Annotated in this window: 18 protein-coding genes; 6 read left to right on the top strand and 12 right to left on the bottom strand. The window is 70.1% G+C overall.

Annotated features, from left to right (window positions below; genetic code table 11):
• Positions 1-21: 21 nt before the first annotated feature.
• The 4 genes from RG19_RS05450 to RG19_RS05435 form a co-directional block, all read right to left on the bottom strand.
• Positions 22-231, bottom strand: a complete 210-nt coding sequence (locus RG19_RS05450; RefSeq protein ID WP_058834386.1) for a cold-shock protein — start codon at positions 229-231, stop codon at positions 22-24.
• A gap of 252 nt (positions 232-483) precedes the next feature.
• Entirely contained in the window at positions 484-765 is a 282-nt protein-coding gene (locus RG19_RS05445; protein WP_058834385.1) for a GNAT family N-acetyltransferase, read from the bottom strand.
• Positions 766-768: 3 nt separating this feature from the next.
• Positions 769-1,689, bottom strand: a complete 921-nt coding sequence (locus tag RG19_RS05440; protein ID WP_157515169.1) for a hypothetical protein — start codon at positions 1,687-1,689, stop codon at positions 769-771.
• A 137-nt stretch (positions 1,690-1,826) separates the two neighbouring features.
• Positions 1,827-2,444 carry a rhomboid family intramembrane serine protease gene (locus tag RG19_RS05435; protein ID WP_058834383.1) on the bottom strand — a complete coding sequence of 206 codons (618 nt, stop codon included), beginning with the start codon at positions 2,442-2,444 and terminating at the stop codon, positions 1,827-1,829.
• 123 nt (positions 2,445-2,567) lie between these two features.
• Here RG19_RS05435 and RG19_RS05430 point away from each other — a divergent pair, with 123 nt between their 5' ends.
• The 4 genes from RG19_RS05430 (at position 2,568) to RG19_RS05415 (ending at position 6,158) form a co-directional block, all read left to right on the top strand.
• Complete coding sequence (locus tag RG19_RS05430; protein WP_157515168.1) at positions 2,568-4,364, top strand: M14 family metallopeptidase; 1,797 nt, start codon at positions 2,568-2,570, stop codon at positions 4,362-4,364.
• A complete protein-coding gene (locus tag RG19_RS05425) occupies positions 4,361-5,215 on the top strand; it encodes an endonuclease/exonuclease/phosphatase family protein (protein WP_058834382.1) in 855 nt (284 codons plus the stop codon). Before RG19_RS05430 ends, RG19_RS05425 begins: the two co-directional genes overlap by 4 nt.
• Positions 5,216-5,298: 83 nt before the next feature.
• Positions 5,299-5,685, top strand: a complete 387-nt coding sequence (locus RG19_RS05420) for a YbaY family lipoprotein (RefSeq protein WP_058834381.1) — start codon at positions 5,299-5,301, stop codon at positions 5,683-5,685.
• 44 nt (positions 5,686-5,729) lie between these two features.
• Complete coding sequence (locus tag RG19_RS05415) at positions 5,730-6,158, top strand: MliC family protein (protein ID WP_058834380.1); 429 nt, start codon at positions 5,730-5,732, stop codon at positions 6,156-6,158.
• A gap of 33 nt (positions 6,159-6,191) precedes the next feature.
• On the opposite strand, the gene RG19_RS05410 is transcribed toward RG19_RS05415, so the two are convergent.
• From RG19_RS05410 to RG19_RS05400, 3 genes are all read right to left on the bottom strand, one after another.
• Positions 6,192-6,863: a glutathione S-transferase gene (locus RG19_RS05410; protein ID WP_058834379.1), complete on the bottom strand. Its 672-nt coding sequence runs from the start codon at positions 6,861-6,863 to the stop codon at positions 6,192-6,194.
• Between the two features lie 152 nt (positions 6,864-7,015).
• Positions 7,016-8,941 (bottom strand): ATP-binding cassette domain-containing protein, encoded by a 1,926-nt coding sequence (locus tag RG19_RS05405; protein ID WP_058834378.1) that lies wholly within the window; start codon positions 8,939-8,941, stop codon positions 7,016-7,018.
• 120 nt (positions 8,942-9,061) lie between these two features.
• Positions 9,062-10,612, bottom strand: coding sequence for a protein adenylyltransferase SelO (locus RG19_RS05400; protein WP_058834377.1), 1,551 nt, complete (start codon positions 10,610-10,612; stop codon positions 9,062-9,064).
• A gap of 211 nt (positions 10,613-10,823) precedes the next feature.
• Between RG19_RS05400 and RG19_RS05395 the strand changes: the two genes are divergently transcribed.
• The gene (locus tag RG19_RS05395) at positions 10,824-12,665 is read left to right on the top strand and encodes a DEAD/DEAH box helicase (protein WP_058834376.1); all 1,842 of its coding nucleotides are present in this window, start codon (positions 10,824-10,826) and stop codon (positions 12,663-12,665) included.
• Between the two features lie 94 nt (positions 12,666-12,759).
• Positions 12,760-13,515 (top strand): type 1 glutamine amidotransferase, encoded by a 756-nt coding sequence (locus RG19_RS05390; RefSeq protein ID WP_162267051.1) that lies wholly within the window; start codon positions 12,760-12,762, stop codon positions 13,513-13,515.
• A gap of 12 nt (positions 13,516-13,527) precedes the next feature.
• Here RG19_RS05390 and RG19_RS05385 read toward each other — a convergent pair whose 3' ends face one another.
• From RG19_RS05385 to RG19_RS05365, 5 genes are all read right to left on the bottom strand, one after another.
• Positions 13,528-14,028, bottom strand: a complete 501-nt coding sequence (locus tag RG19_RS05385) for a pyridoxamine 5'-phosphate oxidase family protein (RefSeq protein WP_058834374.1) — start codon at positions 14,026-14,028, stop codon at positions 13,528-13,530.
• A 148-nt stretch (positions 14,029-14,176) separates the two neighbouring features.
• The gene (locus RG19_RS05380) at positions 14,177-14,605 is read right to left on the bottom strand and encodes a hypothetical protein (RefSeq protein WP_058834373.1); all 429 of its coding nucleotides are present in this window, start codon (positions 14,603-14,605) and stop codon (positions 14,177-14,179) included.
• Positions 14,602-15,357, bottom strand: a complete 756-nt coding sequence (locus RG19_RS05375) for a sulfurtransferase (RefSeq protein WP_058834372.1) — start codon at positions 15,355-15,357, stop codon at positions 14,602-14,604. The genes RG19_RS05380 and RG19_RS05375 overlap by 4 nt, the downstream gene beginning before the upstream one ends.
• Positions 15,358-15,409: 52 nt before the next feature.
• The gene (locus RG19_RS05370) at positions 15,410-15,622 is read right to left on the bottom strand and encodes a hypothetical protein (RefSeq protein WP_058834371.1); all 213 of its coding nucleotides are present in this window, start codon (positions 15,620-15,622) and stop codon (positions 15,410-15,412) included.
• Between the two features lie 76 nt (positions 15,623-15,698).
• A complete protein-coding gene (locus tag RG19_RS05365; RefSeq protein WP_082672491.1) occupies positions 15,699-17,273 on the bottom strand; it encodes a leucyl aminopeptidase in 1,575 nt (524 codons plus the stop codon).
• Between the last annotated feature and the right edge of the window lie 126 nt (positions 17,274-17,399).

The following is a 17,399-nucleotide window of genomic DNA, read 5'->3' as shown; positions in this document are numbered from 1 at the left end:
TCTCAGGCGTTGCGGCCCGGATTACTCGGGCTGGACTTCGTCCGCCTGCAGGCCCTTCTGGCCCTGCACGACCTTGAAGGAGACCTTCTGGCCTTCCTGCAGGGTCTTGAAGCCGTTGCCCTGGATCGAACGGAAGTGGACGAACACGTCCTGGCCGCTCTCCGGGGTGATGAAGCCGAAGCCCTTGGCGTCGTTGAACCACTTGACGGTGCCGGTCTGACGATCAGACATGGTGTTACTCCTTGATGCAAACAGTGATGTTGAGGTGTTTACACGGAACCGTTCCGGCGGCACCGCGACTGTCGAGCAAGGGGTAACGCGAAGGCGATGGAGCGGATCGTCCGGACCGGTGGGCCGGCCCTGCAGCGCAGATCTACCGCATCGGAGCCACGATGTACCGTGATCCCGGCTTTGAACAGTGCTCGCACAATACCTCAACTCGACGCCGGTGTGTGAATAGGCAAATTGCCCGGCATCACGCCATTACGCCAACAGATCCGCGGCCTCCGGATGGCGGCGGAACCAGGCCTCCGTATAGGCGCAGCGCGGGTCGATCCGAAGTCCCGCGTCGCGGACGTACGCCACCAGGGCTTCGGTCAGCGCACCGGCGATGCCACGCCCTCCGATGGCCTCCGGCACGATGGTGTGGAGCACGGCGAGCACATCGCCCTCGCGGCGATACTGGATGTGCGCGGTCTGTCCGTCGAGGACGAGTTCGAACAGACCCCGGGCGGGGTCGTGTTCGATGTTGTCGTACTGCGCCACGGCTCAGTCCTCGCCGCCCGGAGCGCGGCGGTGGTCGCGCTTGCCCTGGTTGATGCGGTCGCGGGTGCTGATGCTGCCCTGGATCGCCGGCAGCCGGGTCTCGCCGGCGTGCAACTGTTCGGCGCGCCGGGCCGCCGCACCGGACTGGAACCCGGGCCGCCCCTCGGCCGCCTCGCCCTGACCGGCGGCCTCCCAGGCCTTGGGCTCGCGATCGCGTGCCTGCTTGTCTTCCAGCAACTTGCGGGTGCGCTCGAGCGCCTGTTCCGGCGTCAACCGCTTCCCGGTCCGTTTGGCAGCCTTCCCTGCCTCGCGGGCTGCAGGTTTGGCTCCCCCCTGCTTCGCGGCTTTCTTCGCCGTCTTGCCGGCGGTCGTCTTCTCGGCTTTTTTCGCGGGCTTCGTGGTCGCGCCCGCGGCTTTCGATGCCTTACCCGTCGCCCTGGCACCGGCATCGGTGGACGCACCACTCGCCGTCTTCTTCTTCGTGGCCTTGCGGACCGTCTTGCGCGATGCGGCACTGCCCGCCGCGGCGTCGCGTGTGGCGAGGCGGACGCTCGCACGTGTCTGGCTGGAGGTCTTGCGGCGGGCCGCCGGGGCGGCCGACTTGGTGACGGTCGCCTTGTCCTTGACGGCGCCCTTGGATGCGGTCTTGGCGGCCTTGCGCTCGGCACGCTCTGCCTGCTTCAGCTGGTCCTCGAACCGCTTGAGGATATCGGCCATCAGCTCGGCCTTGTCCTTGCTGCGCTGGTTGGCCACACCGCTGGTGCCACGCTTGTTGCCGGTGCGGTCGCGCGAGGCGAGCTTCTGTCGCTGCACCAGATCCCTGGCTCGATCGCGCGAGGCGCGGGCGCGGGTGATGCGCGTGGTCAGCGCCTTGGCGTCGAGTTGCCGCAGGGTGTTCACCCGGCTGTCGTCGTACAGCGACATTTCCTTCTGGTTGAGCAGACTGGTGGCCTTCGCTCGGGTCATGGGCATCGGTTCGGGCTCCGTTTCGTATGTGTCCGAGCGCAAGACTTAGCACAGCGGGAATTCATGCCGGGTGATCGCGGAACCGAACGCAGCCGTCAGAAGAACGAAGGACTCGCCAACCGCTCGAGGAAGGAACCGATCACGCGCGGCTCCATCATCACGGTGAAGAGCACGCCGTAGCCGGCGCCCCACAGATGCGCGCTGTGATTGATGTTGTCGCCGCCGCGACGGTCCATCCAGATCGAGTAGCCCACGTAGAACACCGCGTAGAGGATCGCCGGCAGCGGCACGAAGAACACGAAGATCAGCGACCACGGGCTGAGCAGGACGAACGCGAACAGCACCGCCGATACCGCGCCGGAAGCGCCGAGGCTGCGGTAGTTGGGGTCGTGCCGATGGCGCAGGTAGGTCGGCAGGATCGCGACCAGGATCGCCGAGAGATAGAACAGCGCGAAGCCGATCGGACCGATGTAGGGCGAGAACGCGGTCTCGATCAGGCCGCCGAAGAAGAACAGCGTGATCATGTTGAAGAGCAGGTGACCCCAGTCGGCATGGATGAAGCCGTGCGTGATCAGGCGGTCGTACTGGTGTTTGCGGTCGACCGCCGGCGGCCACAGGATCAGCCGTTCGAGCAGGCGCGGATTGCCGAAGGCCTGCCACGACACCAGCACGGTGATCGCGATCAGGACGAGGGTGATGGGGCCGACGTTCATGCGAGGGGCGGTTCCGGAGTCTGGCGATGCACCATTGTCCTGCATCGGCCCGGCTCGCGGGGCCTCGATCGGTGCTTCGGTCGCGGGAGTACCATCCGGGACTTTCCAATCCGCGATTTCGCCATGCCGACACGCCCTGCCCTGCTTCGCCGTTCGCCTCTCGCCTTGCTGGCGGCCTTGCTGCTGGCGGTATCGCCTGCCGCGCCCGCACGCGCCGACACCGCGCTGACCACCGTCGCCGAGCGCAGCGGCTTCGTGGAGACCGGCCGCTACGCCGAGACGATCGCGTTGTGCGACGCGTTCGCCCGCGCCCATCCCGACGCGGTGCGCTGCTTCGATTTCGGCACCTCCCCCGAAGGCCGGCCGATGAAGGCGATGGCGATCTCGCGCAGCGGCGCGCTCACGCCCGAGGCCGCGCGCGAGGCCGGCGTGCCGGTGGTGCTGATGCAGGGCGGCATCCACGCCGGCGAGATCGACGGCAAGGATGCCGGTTTCCTGGCGATGCGCGAGGTGCTCGACGGCACCGCCGCGGCGGGCACGCTGGAGCGGCTGGTGTGGCTGTTCGTGCCGGTCTTCAGCGTCGACGGCCACGAGCGCTTCGGCGCCTGGAACCGGCCCAACCAGCGCGGCCCGCGCGAGATGGGCTGGCGCACCACCGCGCAGAACTACAACCTCAACCGCGACTACGCCAAGGCCGACAGCCCGGAGATGCAGGCCATGCTGGCACTCGTCGAGGCATGGGATCCGCTGGCGGTGATCGATCTGCACGCCACCAACGGTGCGCAGTTCGAACACGACATCTCGATCCAGGTCGAGCCCCTGCATGCCGGCGACGACGCCCTGCGCGCCGCCGGCCGGCAGCTGCGCGACGGCGTGATCGCCGACCTCGCCGCCCAGGGATCGATGCCGCTGCCGTTCTATCCCTCGTTCGTGCGCGCCGACGATCCGTCGTCGGGCTTCGAGGATGGCGTGTCGCCGCCGAGGTTCTCCACCGGCTACTTCCTGCTGCGCAACCGGCTGTCGATGCTGGTGGAGACACACTCGTGGAAGGCGTACCCGGTGCGTGTGCGCATCACCCGCAACACCATCGTCTCGGTACTCGAGCAGGTCGCGGCACATGGGCAGGCGTGGCGCGACCTCGTACGTGCCGCGGATGCCCGCGCGTCCACGCTGGGCGGACAGCCCGTGCCGCTGGACTACCGCACGCGCGACGACGCGCGCGATGTCGATTTCCGCGGCTACGCCTACACGCGCGCGCGCTCCGAGGTGTCCGGCGCGCTGATGACGCGCTACGACGAGACCACGCCGGAGATCTGGCGGGTGCCGTTGCGCGATGTCGTCGAACCCAGCCTGATCGTGGACGCACCGCGCGCGGGCTATCTGGTGCCGCCGGCGCAGGCCGCGCTGGTCGCCGCCCGGCTGGACGCGCACGCCATCGCCTACCGCACCGTCGAGGCCGCGATGCCGGGCGCGGACGTGCAGGTCTTCCGCGCCGACAGCCACGCGCTCGCCTCCACCAGCGTCGAAGGCCACCAGCGCCTGAGCGTGGACGGGCACTGGCGCGGCGAACGTCGGGACGTGCCGGCCGGCGCGCTGTTCGTGCCGATCGCGCAACCCAAGGCACGCCTGGTGATGGCCTTGCTCGAACCGCAGGCGCCCGACGCGCTGGCCGCCTGGGGCCTGTTCAACAATCACTTCGAACGCAAGGAGTACATGGAAGCCTACGTGGCCGAGGACGTCGCGCGCCGCATGCTGGCGGAAGAGCCGGGCCTGCAGGCCGAATTCGACCGCCGCCTGGGCGAAGACCCCGTCTTCGCGGCGGATCCACGCGCACGGCTGGACTTCTTCTACCGGCGCCACAGCGCATGGGACGAGCGCTTCGCCCTGTATCCGGTGTACCGCGTGGATGCCGCACCATGAGCGCCCGCCCGGACACGCCGCGCCGCTGGCGGGTGCTGAGGATCGCCGCGTTGCTGGCAACCCTCTGGACGGCGGCCGCGACAGGGGCGGAGCCCGCGCCGAGCGCGACGCCGGCAGGGCGCGTCTCGGCGGTCACCCTGAATCTGTATCACGATCGCGACCACTGGGAGCGGCGCCGGCCCCTGGTGATCGAAGGGCTGCGCGCGCTGTCGCCGGACGTGATCGCGTTGCAGGAAGTCCTGCAGGACGACGACCTCCGCAACCAGGCCGAAGACATCGCCGACGCGCTCGGTTACACGACGCTGTTCGTGTCCACCGATCCGGCCGGGCAGCCCCGTCGCTACGGCAACGCGATCCTCACCCGGCTGCCGGTGCGCGCGCGCAGCGAACGGCGCCTGGCCCCGCTGGAGGACGCGCGCACCGTCGGGCATGTCCGGATCGATGTCGAAGGACGCCTGCTGGACGTGTTCGTCACCCATCTGCATGCCTCCGACGACGGCGGCGCCATCCGTGCGCGCCAGCTGCAGGATCTGCTCGCTCACGTCGACGCACATGCCGGCGACGGTCCCGCACTGGTCCTGGGCGACTTCAACGCCGAAGCCGACACCCCGGAGCTGGGCGCGCTCGCCGGGGCGGGTTTCGTCGACGCGCTGGCGACGGCGAATCCGGCCGCTGCCTCGCAGACCACGCTCAATCCCCATTACTTCGAACGCGGCCGCCGGATCGATCACGTCTTCGCGCGCGGCCTGCGTGTGCTCGATGCCCAGCGGGTGCTCGACCGCCCCGATGCGGACGGCACCTGGCCATCGGATCATTTCGGCGTGCACGCCGACGTCGCACTGGAACCTTGACCCGGAGCTCGTTTTGCACCGGCGACGCGTGCGGCGTAGGCTGTGCTCAGAGCGACACCGGAGGTCGTGACATGCGTTCCGGAATGACCCTCGCCTGCCTTGCGGCCCTCGCGACGGCGGCATGCGCATCGCCCGGCCCGTCGCACGGGCACGGCGACGCGTCCGTGAGCGGCCAGGCGACCTTTTACGAAAAGCTGCTCATGCCCGTCGACGCGGTTCTTGCGATCGACCTGATCGACCTGAGCCGTGGCGCGACGATCCAGCACGCCGAATTCGCCGGACACCCCGGTCCGCCGTACGCGTTCGAGCTGCGCTACGACCCGCATGCCCTGCCGCCGGACGCCCGTCTGGGCATCCGCGCGACGCTGTCCCATCCCGACGGCGAGCGCGTGTTCGCCACGCCCTCGCCGATCCCCGTGAACGGCGCCCGGACCGAGCCGGAAACGTTTCGCATGTTCCACTTGCCTTGAGCCGCTGACGCGGCGCACGCGTCTCACCCGAGAGGAGCACGTCCATGAAAGTCATCGTTCGTACGCTCGCCCTGTCCATCTCCGCCGCGCTGGCGTTGGCCCTGAGTGCCTGCGGCGGCCAACCTGACGCAGCGGATCCCGCGGCCACGCCGCCCACCGGCGATCCGGCCGCGCCCGCAGACGCGGGCATGGAGGGACGCGGCGATACCGATGCCGCCGCCGATGCCGCCTCGGAAGCGCCCGCCCCGACGAACTGGATATGCGGCAACGTGACGGTGTCGGCCACCTACGATCCCGCGGCCGAGGCGATCACGCTCAGCCACTCGGGCGGTACGCTGACCCTGCCGAGCCAGCGCTCCGGTTCCGGCGCCCGCTATGCCGACGAGGTCGGCAACGAGTTCTGGGACAGCGGCGACAACGCCATGCTGACCCTGGCCGGCGAAGCCCAACGCGACTGCCGGCGGCAACACTAGGCCGGCCACGTCGGCGGGCGTCGACCTTGGTCGTCAGCCCAGCAAGGCCAACGGTCCGACCCGCTCGACCGCGCGCTGCCAGGCAGCGCGCGCTTCGATGCGCCGCAGCCAATCGTTCAAGGCGGGCCATGCCGAGACATCGGCACGCGCGGCCATGGCCTGTAACGGGAAGCTCATCTGGATGTCCGCGGCGCTGAAGGCGTCGCCGGCGAACCAGGCACGCTCGCGCAGTGCGGACTCGATGTAGTCGCCATTGGCGCGGACCTGCGGACCGACGAACCCCTGCATCGCGCCATCGGCGATGCGGCGCGCGATCGGGCGTACGAAGAACGGCATCGGCGCCTGCCGGATACGGCCGAACACCAGGGTCAGCAGCAGGGGCGGCATCGCGCTGCCCTCGGCGAAATGCATCCAGTGTTGCCAGCGCACCCGCTCGGGCGAGCCGACCGGCGGCCGCAAGCGGCCCTCTGGATCGTGCCGGTCGAGCAGGGTCTCGATGATCGCACCGGATTCGGACAACACCTCCCCGCCCTCGACCACGACAGGCGCGCGGCCGAGCGGATGCACCGCCTTGAGCTCGGGCGATGCCCGCAAGGTGGCGGGATCGCGGGCGTAGCGCACCACCTCGTAGTCGAGTCCGAGCTCTTCGAGCAGCCAGACGATCCGGTGCGACCGGGATTTTTCCAGATGATGGACGACGATCAAGGCAATCCCTCCACGGGTGATCCGGCGATGGTAATGCGATGGCGGCGAACGTCCATCCCGATTGCGCGCACACGCTCCGCGCCGTTCACGCCGACCGGGCCCGTGCGCCTGCCGGGGACATGTCAGACACGCACCCGACGCGGGTCCGGATCTCAGCCCTCCAGCGCCTCCCAGCGCGCGTAGGCGGTTTCCAGGTCGGCCTGCGCCTGCGCCAGTTCGGCATTGTGCGCGGCGACGGCGTCGGCCGGCTGCTGGAAGAAGCCCGCCGCCTGCATCGCATCGGTCATCGCGGCGATGCGCGTTTCGAGCGCCTCGATCCGCGCCGGCAAGGCCTCCAGCTCGCGTGCGTCCTTGTAGCTGAGTTTGCGTTTCGCCGGAGACGGTGCCGGGTCGGTCGCGGGCGGTCCGGCGGACGCCGCACCATGCGTGCCCACCGTACGACGCGACGCCGCGACGCCATCGCCCTGCGCGCCGGCGCTCGGTGCGCCCCCGGTCGCCGGACGCTGGTGCAACCAGTCGCTGTAGCCGCCCACGTATTCGCCTACCCGGCCATCGCCCTCCATGACCAGCGTGGAGGTCACGACATGGTCGAGGAAGTCGCGATCGTGGCTGACCAGCAGCAGCGTGCCGGTGTAGTCGAGCAGCAACTCCTCCAACAGCTCCAGCGTCTCCACGTCGAGATCGTTGGTGGGCTCGTCCATCACCAGCAGATTCGACGGCTGCGCGAACAGCTTGGCCAGCAGCAGCCGGTTGCGCTCGCCGCCCGACAGGCGGGTGATCGGCGCGCGGGCGCGTTCCGGGGTGAACAGGAAGTCCTGCAGATAACCGATGGCGTGTTTGCGTGCGCCGTTGATCTCGACGAACTCGCGGCCCTCGGCCACGTTCTCCAGCGCATTCCAGTCCTCGCGCAGCGTCGCGCGGTACTGGTCGAAGTAGGCGACCTCCAGTTGGGTGCCCACGCGGACCTGGCCGGCCTGCGGCTGCAGATCGCCCAGCAACAGGCGCAACAGCGTGGTCTTGCCACTGCCGTTGGGGCCGATCAGGCCGATGCGGTCGCCGCGCTGGACCGTGATCGAGACATCGCGCAACAGCGGGCGGCCATCGGCGAAGGCGAAGCCGACCTCCTTGGCCTCGACCACCTTGCGTCCGGACGCGGTCGATTGCGCGGCCTGCATGCGCACATTGCCGGTCTGCTCGCGACGGGCCGCGCGCTCGACCCGCATCGCCTCGAGCCGGCGCACCCGACCCTCGTCGCGGGTGCGCCGGGCCTTGATGCCCTGCCGGATCCAGGCTTCTTCCTGTGCCAGCATCTTGTCGAACCGGGCCTGTGCCTGGCTTTCGGCGTTGAGGCGCTCCTCGCGGCGGCGCAGGTAGTTGGCCCAGTCGCCCGGCCAGCTGGTGACCTGGCCGCGATCGATCTCGACGATGCGCGTCGCCAGGGCACGCAGGAAGCGGCGGTCGTGGGTGACGAACACCAGCGCCCCGCCCCACCCCAGCAGAAACCCTTCGAGCCAGTCGATCGCGGCGATGTCGAGATGGTTGGTGGGTTCGTCGAGCAGCAACAGATCGGGCGCGGACACCAGTGCGCGCGCCAGCAGCACGCGACGTTTCAGGCCGCCCGACAATGCCGTGAAGACCGCCTCGCCGTCCAGGCCGAGCCGGATCAGGGTGTCGTCCACCCGCCGCTCGACCTCCCACGCACCGGCCGCCTCGATACGCGCCTGCACCGCGGCGAGCGCATCGGTATCGATCGCGTCGGCATGAGTGAGCCGGTGGTACTCGGCCAGTAGCGCGCCTTCGGTTCCCAGCCCCGCCGCGACCACGTCGAACACGCTGCCGGCCGCGCCGTGCGGCACTTCCTGCTCCAGGCGGGAGACCCGCAGGCCATCACGACGGCGGATCTGGCCATCCTCGGGCTCCAGCTCGCCCGCCAGCACTCGCAACAGGGTGGATTTCCCGGCGCCGTTGCGGCCGATCAGGGCGATGCGCTCGCCGGGTTCGATGGCCAGGTCGGCACGTTCGAGCAGCGGCGGGCCGCCGACGCCCACGTCGACGGCATTCAAGGCGATCAGAGTCATCCGCCCAGTGTACCGGCGCACTCCCCGCCACGGGTGCGCGCCCGGCTGGCGCCGCCGGCCGGTGTCATCGCGCCCGCAACCGGCCCACGCATCGAGGATATCCGGCGCCTGGCGTTCCGGTCAGGAACTGCACGACAGCATCGAGCATCCGGCCCGGTCGCGCGCCCAGTCCGGGCGCATCCGCGCATGGACGTCCCGGCCCGGCTGTTCGTCGTAGGGACGGCGTAGCACCTCCTGCAACGTCCGCAGCGGCGCCATGTCACCGGCCGTGGCGGCCTCGATGACCTCCTGCAGCAGCCAGTTGCGCGGTACGTAGAGAGGATTGGCCTGCTGCATGCGGGCCTGCCGCTGCGCGGGCCCGAGTCCGTCGCGCTCGAGCCGTGCGTCGTAGCGGCGCAGCCAGTCCGCGAGCACGCCGGCCACGCGCGACGCCCCGTCGTGGAACGTTTCCAGCAGCGCGGGCGCGGGCGGTCGCTCGGGTACATACGTCCCGAGCGCACGGTAGAACCGCGTCATGTCGGCCTCGCCGTCGTGAAGCAGGGTGAGCAGATCCTGCAGCAGGGGCAGATCGTCGTCGTCCAGACGACTCAGCCCGAGCTTGCGGGCCTGTGCGGCACGATCCGCCTCGGCGAACACGCGACCGTAGGCCTCCAGGCCCGCCTGCAGCGGTGCGGTGTCCGCGAACAGCGGCGACAGCGCCTGCGCCAGCCTGCCGAGGTTCCAGTGGGCCACGCGCGGCTGCCAGCCGAACCGGTAGCGGCGGCCCTGGGCATCGGTGGTGTTGGGCGTCCAGTCCGGGTCGTAGGGTTCGATCCAGCCATAGGGACCGTAATCGATGGTCAGGCCGAGGATGGACATGTTGTCGGTGTTCATCACCCCGTGCACGAAACCGACCCGCATCCACTCGGCCACCGTGCGGGCGGTCCGCTCGCAAACGTCCACGAACCAGTCGCCGAAACGCCCCTCCCCCGGTGCGATGTGCGGGAAGTCGCGCCGGATCGTGAAGTCGGCCAGCCGCCGCAGCAGATCGACATCGCCGCGCGCATAGGGCAGCTCGAACGTGCCGAACCGCACGAACGAGGGCGCGACCCGGCAAACCACCGCGCCCGGCTCCGCTTCCGGACGACCGTCGTAGAACATGTCGCGCACCACGGTGTCGCCGGTCGCGACCAGACTCAACGCACGCGTGGTCGGCACCCCCAGATGGTGCATGGCCTCGCTGCAGATGAACTCCCGCAGCGACGAGCGCAGTACCGCGCGCCCGTCGGCCGTGCGCGAGTACGGCGTCGGTCCCGCCCCCTTGAGCTGCAACTCGTGGCGGCGCCCGTCGCGGCCGATCGCCTCGCCCAGCCCGATCGCGCGCCCGTCGCCGAGCTGACCGGCCCAGTGGCCGAACTGGTGGCCGCCGTAGTTCGCCGCCCAGGTCTCCATGCCCGGCAGAAGGGCATTGCCCGCGAAGACCTCGGCGAAGGCCGGATCGAGCACGTCCTCCGGAGCGAAGCCGATCGCCTCGGCCACGTCCGGCGACCAGGCCAGCAGGCGCGCGCCGGCGACCGGCGTCGGTCGCACCCGCGACCATGCCGCCGCCTCGACCTGGCGCACGCCGGGCGCCTGCGACGGGTCGCCGGGCAGCTCGCGCAGGAAGGCATTGTCGAAACGGAGGTCGTTCATGGGATCGTCGGTGTCTGCGCCGGCTGGCGACAACGTGCAGCAGGCTTTGGGAAGGGACGTGCGTCTCAGGGTACGCGCATCGCACCGCCCGCCCTGCACGCTCCGATGCCTTCACTGAATGTCGACACGAGGCGCCGACGGAAACCGGACGCCGACCCCGTATACTGTGCGGTTCCCCCGAACAGCGCCCTCACCGGTGCGAGAGACCGCGATGAGCGCCAGTGACACTCCCACCCCGACCTTCGCCGACCTCGGCCTGCCCGAGACGCTGCTGCGGGCCCTGACCGAAGTCGGTTACGAAACGCCGTCGCCGATCCAGGCGGCGACCATTCCGCCGCTGTTGAACGGACGCGACGTCCTGGGCCAGGCACAGACCGGCACCGGCAAGACCGCCGCCTTCGCACTGCCGATGCTCGCGCGCCTCGAGGCACGCGCCGGCAAGCCGCAGGTGCTGGTCCTCGCGCCCACCCGCGAACTGGCGATCCAGGTGGCCGAGGCGTTCCAGAAGTACGCGCACCACATTCCCGGTTTCCACGTGCTGCCGATCTATGGCGGACAGGGCTACGCCCCGCAGCTGAGCGCGCTCAAGCGCGGCGTGCACGTCGTGGTCGGCACGCCGGGCCGCGTGGTCGACCACGTCGAACGCGGTTCGCTCGATCTGTCGGAACTGCGCGCGCTGGTGCTCGACGAAGCCGACGAGATGCTGCGCATGGGCTTCATCGACGACGTCGAGGCGGTGCTCAAGCGCACGCCCGAGTCGCGCCAGGTCGCGCTGTTCTCGGCGACCATGCCGACCCAGATCGCGCGCATCGCCCAGACCTACCTGCGCGACCCGGTCGAGATCGCGATCAAGGCCAGCACCACCACGGCCAAGAACATCCGCCAGCGCTACTGGTCGGTCAGCGGCGTGCACAAACTCGACGCGATGACCCGCATCCTGGAGGCCGAGCCCTTCGACGCGATGATCGTCTTCGCGCGCACCAAGCTCGCCACCGAGGAACTCGCCGACAAGCTGGCCGCACGCGGCCTGGCCGCCGCCGCGATCAACGGCGACATCGAGCAGAAGCAGCGCGAGCGCATCGTCCAGCAACTCAAGGACGGCCGCATCGACGTGCTGGTCGCCACCGATGTGGCCGCGCGCGGGCTGGACGTGGAGCGCATCAGCCATGTCCTGAACTACGACATTCCCTACGACACCGAGAGCTACGTGCATCGCATCGGCCGCACCGGCCGCGCGGGCCGTGCCGGCGAGGCGATCCTGTTCGTGAGCCCGCGCGAGCGCGGCATGCTGCGCGCGATCGAGCGCGCCACCCGCCAGCCCATCGAGCCGATGGAATTGCCGAGCGTGGAGATCGTCAACGAACGCCGGGTGGCGAAGTTCCTCGATCGGATCGGCGAAGGGCTGGAGAACCCGCAGCACGGCGTGTTCCGCGAACTGGTGGAGCGCTACGAGCGCGAGCAGAACGTGCCTGCGATCGAGATCGCCGCCGCGCTCGCGGCGCTGTTGCAGGGTGATTCGCCGCTGCTGCTGGAGCCGCCGCGCGAGCGACCGAAGCCGGAGTTCCGCGAACGCGAGCGTGGTGAACGCAGCGAGCGCAGGGCCGAACCGGGACCGCGCGAACGCCGCGAATCGCACGATGCCGCGCCGCGTCCGCAGCGCGCGCCGCACACGCCCGAAGCCGGCATGGAGACCTTCCGCATCGAGGTCGGCCATCAGCACGGTGTGCAGCCGGGCAACATCGTCGGGGCCATCGCCAACGAGGCGGATCTCGAGAGCCGCTACATCGGCCGTATCGACATCCGCGACGACTACAGCCTGGTCGATCTGCCCGAAGGCATGCCGCGCGAGATCCTGGACCACCTCAAGCGTGTTCGCGTGGCGGGCCAGCAGATCCGCATGCGCCGCGCGGAAGCGGGCGACCACGATGCCGCGCCGCGCCGGAGCGGCCCGCCGCGTGCGCCGGGCAAGCGCCCGGGCGGCTTCAAGGGCAAGGGCCCGGGCGCGGGCGGTTTCCGCAGCGGGCCGCGCAAGCCGCCGCGCCGGGACGACTGATCCCCGGCACCGCGCGGCGGAGCGGCCGTGTCGCCGTGCCGTGGCGTGAGCCCCCCGGCCCGCGCCCGCGGCGCATCCGCCTAGAATGGCGCGCATGTCCCGCATTCTCGTGTTCCAGCACGTCGCCGCCGAGCCGCTCGGCACGCTCGATCCGCTGATCCGCGCGCGCGGCCATCGGATCCGTTTCGTCAACTTCGAACGCGAGCCCGACGCGCAGCCGAACGTGGACCGCTATCGCGGTCTGGTGGTGCTCGGTGGCCCGATGAACGTCGACGACCAGGCGACGCGCCCGCATCTGCGTACCGAGCTGCGCGCCATCGAGCGCATGCTGCAGCAGGGCAGGCCGGTGCTCGGCATCTGCCTGGGTTCGCAACTGCTGGCACACGTACTGGGCGCGGGCGTGCATCGACGCGAGCGTCCAGAGATCGGCTGGTACGACCTGCGCACCACCACCGAAGGGCGGGAAGACGCCGTGCTCGGTACGCTCGACAGCGACACCCGGGTGTTCCAATGGCACCGCTATCATTTCGAGATCCCGCGCACCGCGGTGCATCTCGCGCGGGGTGACGATTGCGAGCAGCAGGCCTTCCGCTGGGGCGATAACGCCTACGGTTTCCAGTTCCATCTCGAGATGGACGCGCCGCTGATCGAGCGCTGGCTGGCCAACCCGGCCTACGGGGAGGAACTCGCACGCGCTGGACTGCCCCAGGATGCCGACGCGATCCGGGCCGCCACCCGCGCGCACATCCTCGGCATGCAGGCGCGGGCAGACGTCGTGTTCAACCGTTTCCTGGATCTCGTGGGTCGTCCGCAGCGGCGCATCGTCCTGCCCAGCCGCGAATTCATCTGAGCGGATACGCCTTCAACGGAGGTCGATCTTCTCGTTGTCGGACATCGCCCCTGGATTGCCGGTCACCGCCGCGGCGGCGAAATGGAGCGCGGCGCCGATCGCGCCGCTCGGGCCGTCCCAGTACTCGGCGCTCTGCGCCTGCACGCGGATCAGCCGCAGCTTGGGATCGTCCTTGCCTTCGGGAAAGAACACCTTCATCGCAGGCGACCACAACGCATCGATCTTCGCGCGATCGTCGACGATGCTGGCACGCCCGCTCACCGAGACATAGGTGTTCCGTTTCGGATCGGCGTAGGCCACGCTGACCTGCGGTTCGCGCTGGATCTCCTCGACCTTGCCGCTGTCGACGGCGGTCGCGAACCAGAGATCGCCGTCGAATTCGACCTCCTGCGTGCCCAGCGGCCGGGTCACCAGCCGTCCTTCGGGGGTGCGGGTGGTGAGCATCGCGATGCGGATGTCCTTGATGAGGTCCGCAAGGGTGCGGATCTGTTCGCCGCGGTCGGGAGAAGACATGGAAGACTCGGTCGTTCGGGGCTTCATCCCAACCCAGCACGGCGAAAGGGACGGTGAAGCCCGGCATGCCGCGCCTGTACGGTTCAGGCTCGACGATGTGGCGCCCGCGTGCGGCGCGCGCATGCGCCTGCTCGGTCGCGCGACGACGTCAGCCGCAGGGGTCGGCGGCGGCGCGTGCCGAGTCCACGGCCTCCGACTCGCGCGGCTCGGGTTCCGGACACGGCAGCGCCTCGGCAGCGTGCGCGGCCGCGTCGTTCGACGAGCCGAACCGCTCCGCCACCGCATCGCCGACGTTCTGGACCACGCGCTCGCTGACCGCACCGGTCACGTCCTGGACCACCCGATCGCGCATCGCGGCGGCGTCCGGCAGCACGAAACCGTCCGGCCCCAGTCCCTGCACATCGGGCCCCATCACGTAGGCGATCTCCATCGGGCCGGGCCAGCCCATCTGCGGCGCGATCAGCGCGTAGCCGAGCACCAGCGCGACGACGAACACCAGCAGCTTGAGGACCACGCCGACCAGCTTGAACGCCAGATACAGGCCGACCGCCAGCACCAGCAGACCGAGCCAGCTCATGCGCCCTCCCCCGATGCGGTCGCATCGGCCATGGCGCTCAGGTCGGGGGCGAGCGCCACACGCTCGTCGAAGACGAAGCAGCCACCGTCGTAGCCGTGGCCGCCCACGCGCTCGAAATAACCGAGGATGCCGCCGTCGAGCTGCAGCACGTTGTCCATGCCCCGTGCCTGCATCCAGAGCGCGGCTTTCTCGCAGCGGATGCCACCGGTGCAGAAGCTGACCACCGCGGCATCGGCCAGGCTGTCGCGCAGGGCGTCCACGGCATCGGGAAGATCGGTGAAATTGTCGATCGGCAGCGTCGTGGCGCCGGCGAAGGTGCCGTGGCCGACCTCTTCGCGGTTGCGGGTATCGAGAAGCACCAGGCGACGCCCGGCATCGTCGGTACCGCGCTCGATCCAGCGCGCCAGGATCTCCGGCGCCACCGACGGCGCGCGGCCGTCGAGCGGCGAGGCATCGTCGCGACGGAACGCGATGATCTCCGCCTTCACCTTGACCTTCAGCCGCGCGAACGGGCGCGTCGCACTGGAGCTGTGCTTGACCTCGATGTCGGCCAGGCGCGGATCCGCTCGCAACCAGCCGAGAAAACCCGCGATGTCGTCGGCGGTGCCGGCCAGGAAGAGATTCACGCCTTCCCCCGCCACCAGCACGCTGCCCAGCAGCGCCCGCGCCTGCGCGCGGTCACGGATGGCGTCGGCGACTGCGCGCGGATCCTCGATCGACACGAAACGGTAGGCGGCGATGCTGGCGTACATGCGCGCATTCTACGCGCCACCGCGCGACCCGCCGCCGCGAGGCGATGCCGCTTCAGCCGTCCTTGGGGTGGCCCTGCGCATCCAGGTGGGTCGCCGCCCACATGTTGTCGACCAGGTTCGGATAGCGGCGCCCGGCGTCCCGTGCGCGCGCCTGCGCGGCGTCGCGCTGCGCGGTGGTCAGTCGGGTGCGCGCCGCCTTCGGCTTCGGATTGTCGCGCTGCCAGGGCTTGGGGCGCGATTTCGGGTCGTTCAGCACGCGGCGCATCGGCCCCTCGGCGGAAAACGAAAACGGCCCCGGATGATTCCGGGGCCGTCGTCGTCGTGCGGTGAGCGCCGACGCGTCAGGGCGCGGCCGCGCCTTCGACGTTGTCGCGGACCCAGCGATCGAACAGGCGCACGCCGAAGGCGGTCGCACCGGCCGGCGACGTCGCCGTGCCGCCGGATTCGATCCAGGCCATGCCGGCGATGTCGAGGTGCGCCCACGGCGTGTCACGGGCCACCCACTCGCCGATGAAGTGCGCGGCGGTGCCCGACCCCGGCGTGCCGCCGCCGTTGCGCAGGTCGGCGATGGGCGACTCCAGCATCTTGCCGTAGCCCGGATGCATCGGCATGCGCCAGACGCGCTCGCCCGCGGTCTCGCCCGCGGCCGTCAGCTGCTGGGCCAGCGTGTCGTCGCGCGAGAACAGACCCGCGTAATCGTTGCCCAGCGCCGTCACGATGGCGCCGGTCAGGGTGGCGATGTCGATGATCGCGCGCGGGCGGTCCCGCTCCTGCACGTACCAGAGCGCATCCACCAGCACCATGCGCCCCTCGGCATCGGTGCTCATGATCTCGAAGGTCCTGCCCGACGCGGTCCGGATCACGTCGCCCGGACGGCTCGCGGTTCCCGACGGCATGTTCTCCGCAAGCGCCGCCACGGCCACCGCGTTCACCGGTGCACCGCGGCCGGCCAGGCCCAGGACCGCCCCGGTGGCCGAGGCCGCACCGGTCATGTCGTACTTCATCCGCCACATGTTGGCGCTGGGCTTGATCGAGATGCCGCCACTGTCGAAGGTGATGCCCTTGCCGACGAAGGCGACCGGCGCCTCGCCGCGGGCCCCGCCGTTGTAGCGCACCACCAACAGGCGCGGCGGGCGCTCGCTGCCCTGGCCCACGGCCAGGATGCCGCCCATGCCCAGCCGCTCCATCGCCGGCACGTCGAGCACTTCGATGCTCACGTTCGCCATGCCGGAAAACGCCTCGCGGGTGCGGCGGACGAACTCTTCCGGCCACACCGCGTTGGCGGGCTCGGTGACCAGGTCGCGCGCGAACTTCACGCCATGGGCGACCGGCGCCCACTGCTGCGCGTAGGTCTCACCGGCGGCGGCGCCGACGGGCGTGCGCACCACCAGGGTGCCCTCGCCCGCACGCGGCGTGTCGCTCTCGCCGCTGCGGTTGCTGCGGTACTTGTCGAAGCGGTACGCACCCAGCGCGGCACCGAAGGCCAGATGCGAGGCCGCATCCGTCTCGTTGCCGGCCCACAGCAGATCCACAACGGGTGCGGTACTGCGTGCGGCGAAATGGCCGGCACGGCCGCCGATGTCCTCGAACGCGCGGGCATCGAGCGTCTCGCGACCGGCGCCGATCACCAGCACCCGATCGAACGGCGCCAGACCCGGCAGATCCAGACGGGTATCGGCGCGCCCCTTGAAACCGGCGGCCGCGACCGCGCGCGACAACGCGCCCTGGGTGGCGCCGTCGACAGCGGCGAACGCGCCCGACTGCGCACCGTCGCCCTGCATCACCACGGCGACCGTGCCACCCTCGGGGACTGCGTAGGCGTCGAAACGGATCTCGCGCTCGGCGACGGCGGGCAGCGCCAGGCACGACAGGAAGAGCGCCAGCAGCCAACGCTGCGGCGAGAGGATTCGGGACATGCGGACTCCAAGCGGGACGATGCGGACGATCAACCGTTACACCTTAACGAAATCGTCACGATGAGCGGGGTGCCGTTGGTCACGATATTAAACCGAGTGGTTGATCTTCAGGACGGTCCGCGAGAT

It is taken from the genome of Luteimonas abyssi (assembly GCF_001482195.1).
GTDB lineage: Bacteria > Pseudomonadota > Gammaproteobacteria > Xanthomonadales > Xanthomonadaceae > Luteimonas > Luteimonas abyssi.
The sequence above is the reverse complement of the archived record's forward strand: the minus strand, read 5'-3'. Positions and strand labels throughout refer to the sequence as shown.

Excerpts from the sequence above, each read along its gene's own strand:
- RG19_RS05450 (WP_058834386.1), bottom strand. The coding sequence starts at position 231 with ATGTCTGATCGTCAGACCGGCACCGTCAAGTGGTTCAACGACGCCAAG.
- RG19_RS05440 (WP_157515169.1), bottom strand. The coding sequence starts at position 1,689 with ATGTCGCTGTACGACGACAGCCGGGTGAACACCCTGCGGCAACTCGAC.
- RG19_RS05435 (WP_058834383.1), bottom strand. The coding sequence starts at position 2,444 with ATGAACGTCGGCCCCATCACCCTCGTCCTGATCGCGATCACCGTGCTG.
- RG19_RS05430 (WP_157515168.1), top strand. The coding sequence starts at position 2,568 with ATGCCGACACGCCCTGCCCTGCTTCGCCGTTCGCCTCTCGCCTTGCTG.
- RG19_RS05425 (WP_058834382.1), top strand. The coding sequence starts at position 4,361 with ATGAGCGCCCGCCCGGACACGCCGCGCCGCTGGCGGGTGCTGAGGATC.
- RG19_RS05420 (WP_058834381.1), top strand. The coding sequence starts at position 5,299 with ATGACCCTCGCCTGCCTTGCGGCCCTCGCGACGGCGGCATGCGCATCG.
- RG19_RS05415 (WP_058834380.1), top strand. The coding sequence starts at position 5,730 with ATGAAAGTCATCGTTCGTACGCTCGCCCTGTCCATCTCCGCCGCGCTG.
- RG19_RS05405 (WP_058834378.1), bottom strand. The coding sequence starts at position 8,941 with ATGACTCTGATCGCCTTGAATGCCGTCGACGTGGGCGTCGGCGGCCCG.
- RG19_RS05400 (WP_058834377.1), bottom strand. The coding sequence starts at position 10,612 with ATGAACGACCTCCGTTTCGACAATGCCTTCCTGCGCGAGCTGCCCGGC.
- RG19_RS05395 (WP_058834376.1), top strand. The coding sequence starts at position 10,824 with ATGAGCGCCAGTGACACTCCCACCCCGACCTTCGCCGACCTCGGCCTG.
- RG19_RS05390 (WP_162267051.1), top strand. The coding sequence starts at position 12,760 with ATGTCCCGCATTCTCGTGTTCCAGCACGTCGCCGCCGAGCCGCTCGGC.
- RG19_RS05385 (WP_058834374.1), bottom strand. The coding sequence starts at position 14,028 with ATGTCTTCTCCCGACCGCGGCGAACAGATCCGCACCCTTGCGGACCTC.
- RG19_RS05380 (WP_058834373.1), bottom strand. The coding sequence starts at position 14,605 with ATGAGCTGGCTCGGTCTGCTGGTGCTGGCGGTCGGCCTGTATCTGGCG.
- RG19_RS05375 (WP_058834372.1), bottom strand. The coding sequence starts at position 15,357 with ATGTACGCCAGCATCGCCGCCTACCGTTTCGTGTCGATCGAGGATCCG.
- RG19_RS05370 (WP_058834371.1), bottom strand. The coding sequence starts at position 15,622 with ATGCGCCGCGTGCTGAACGACCCGAAATCGCGCCCCAAGCCCTGGCAG.
- RG19_RS05365 (WP_082672491.1), bottom strand. The coding sequence starts at position 17,273 with ATGTCCCGAATCCTCTCGCCGCAGCGTTGGCTGCTGGCGCTCTTCCTG.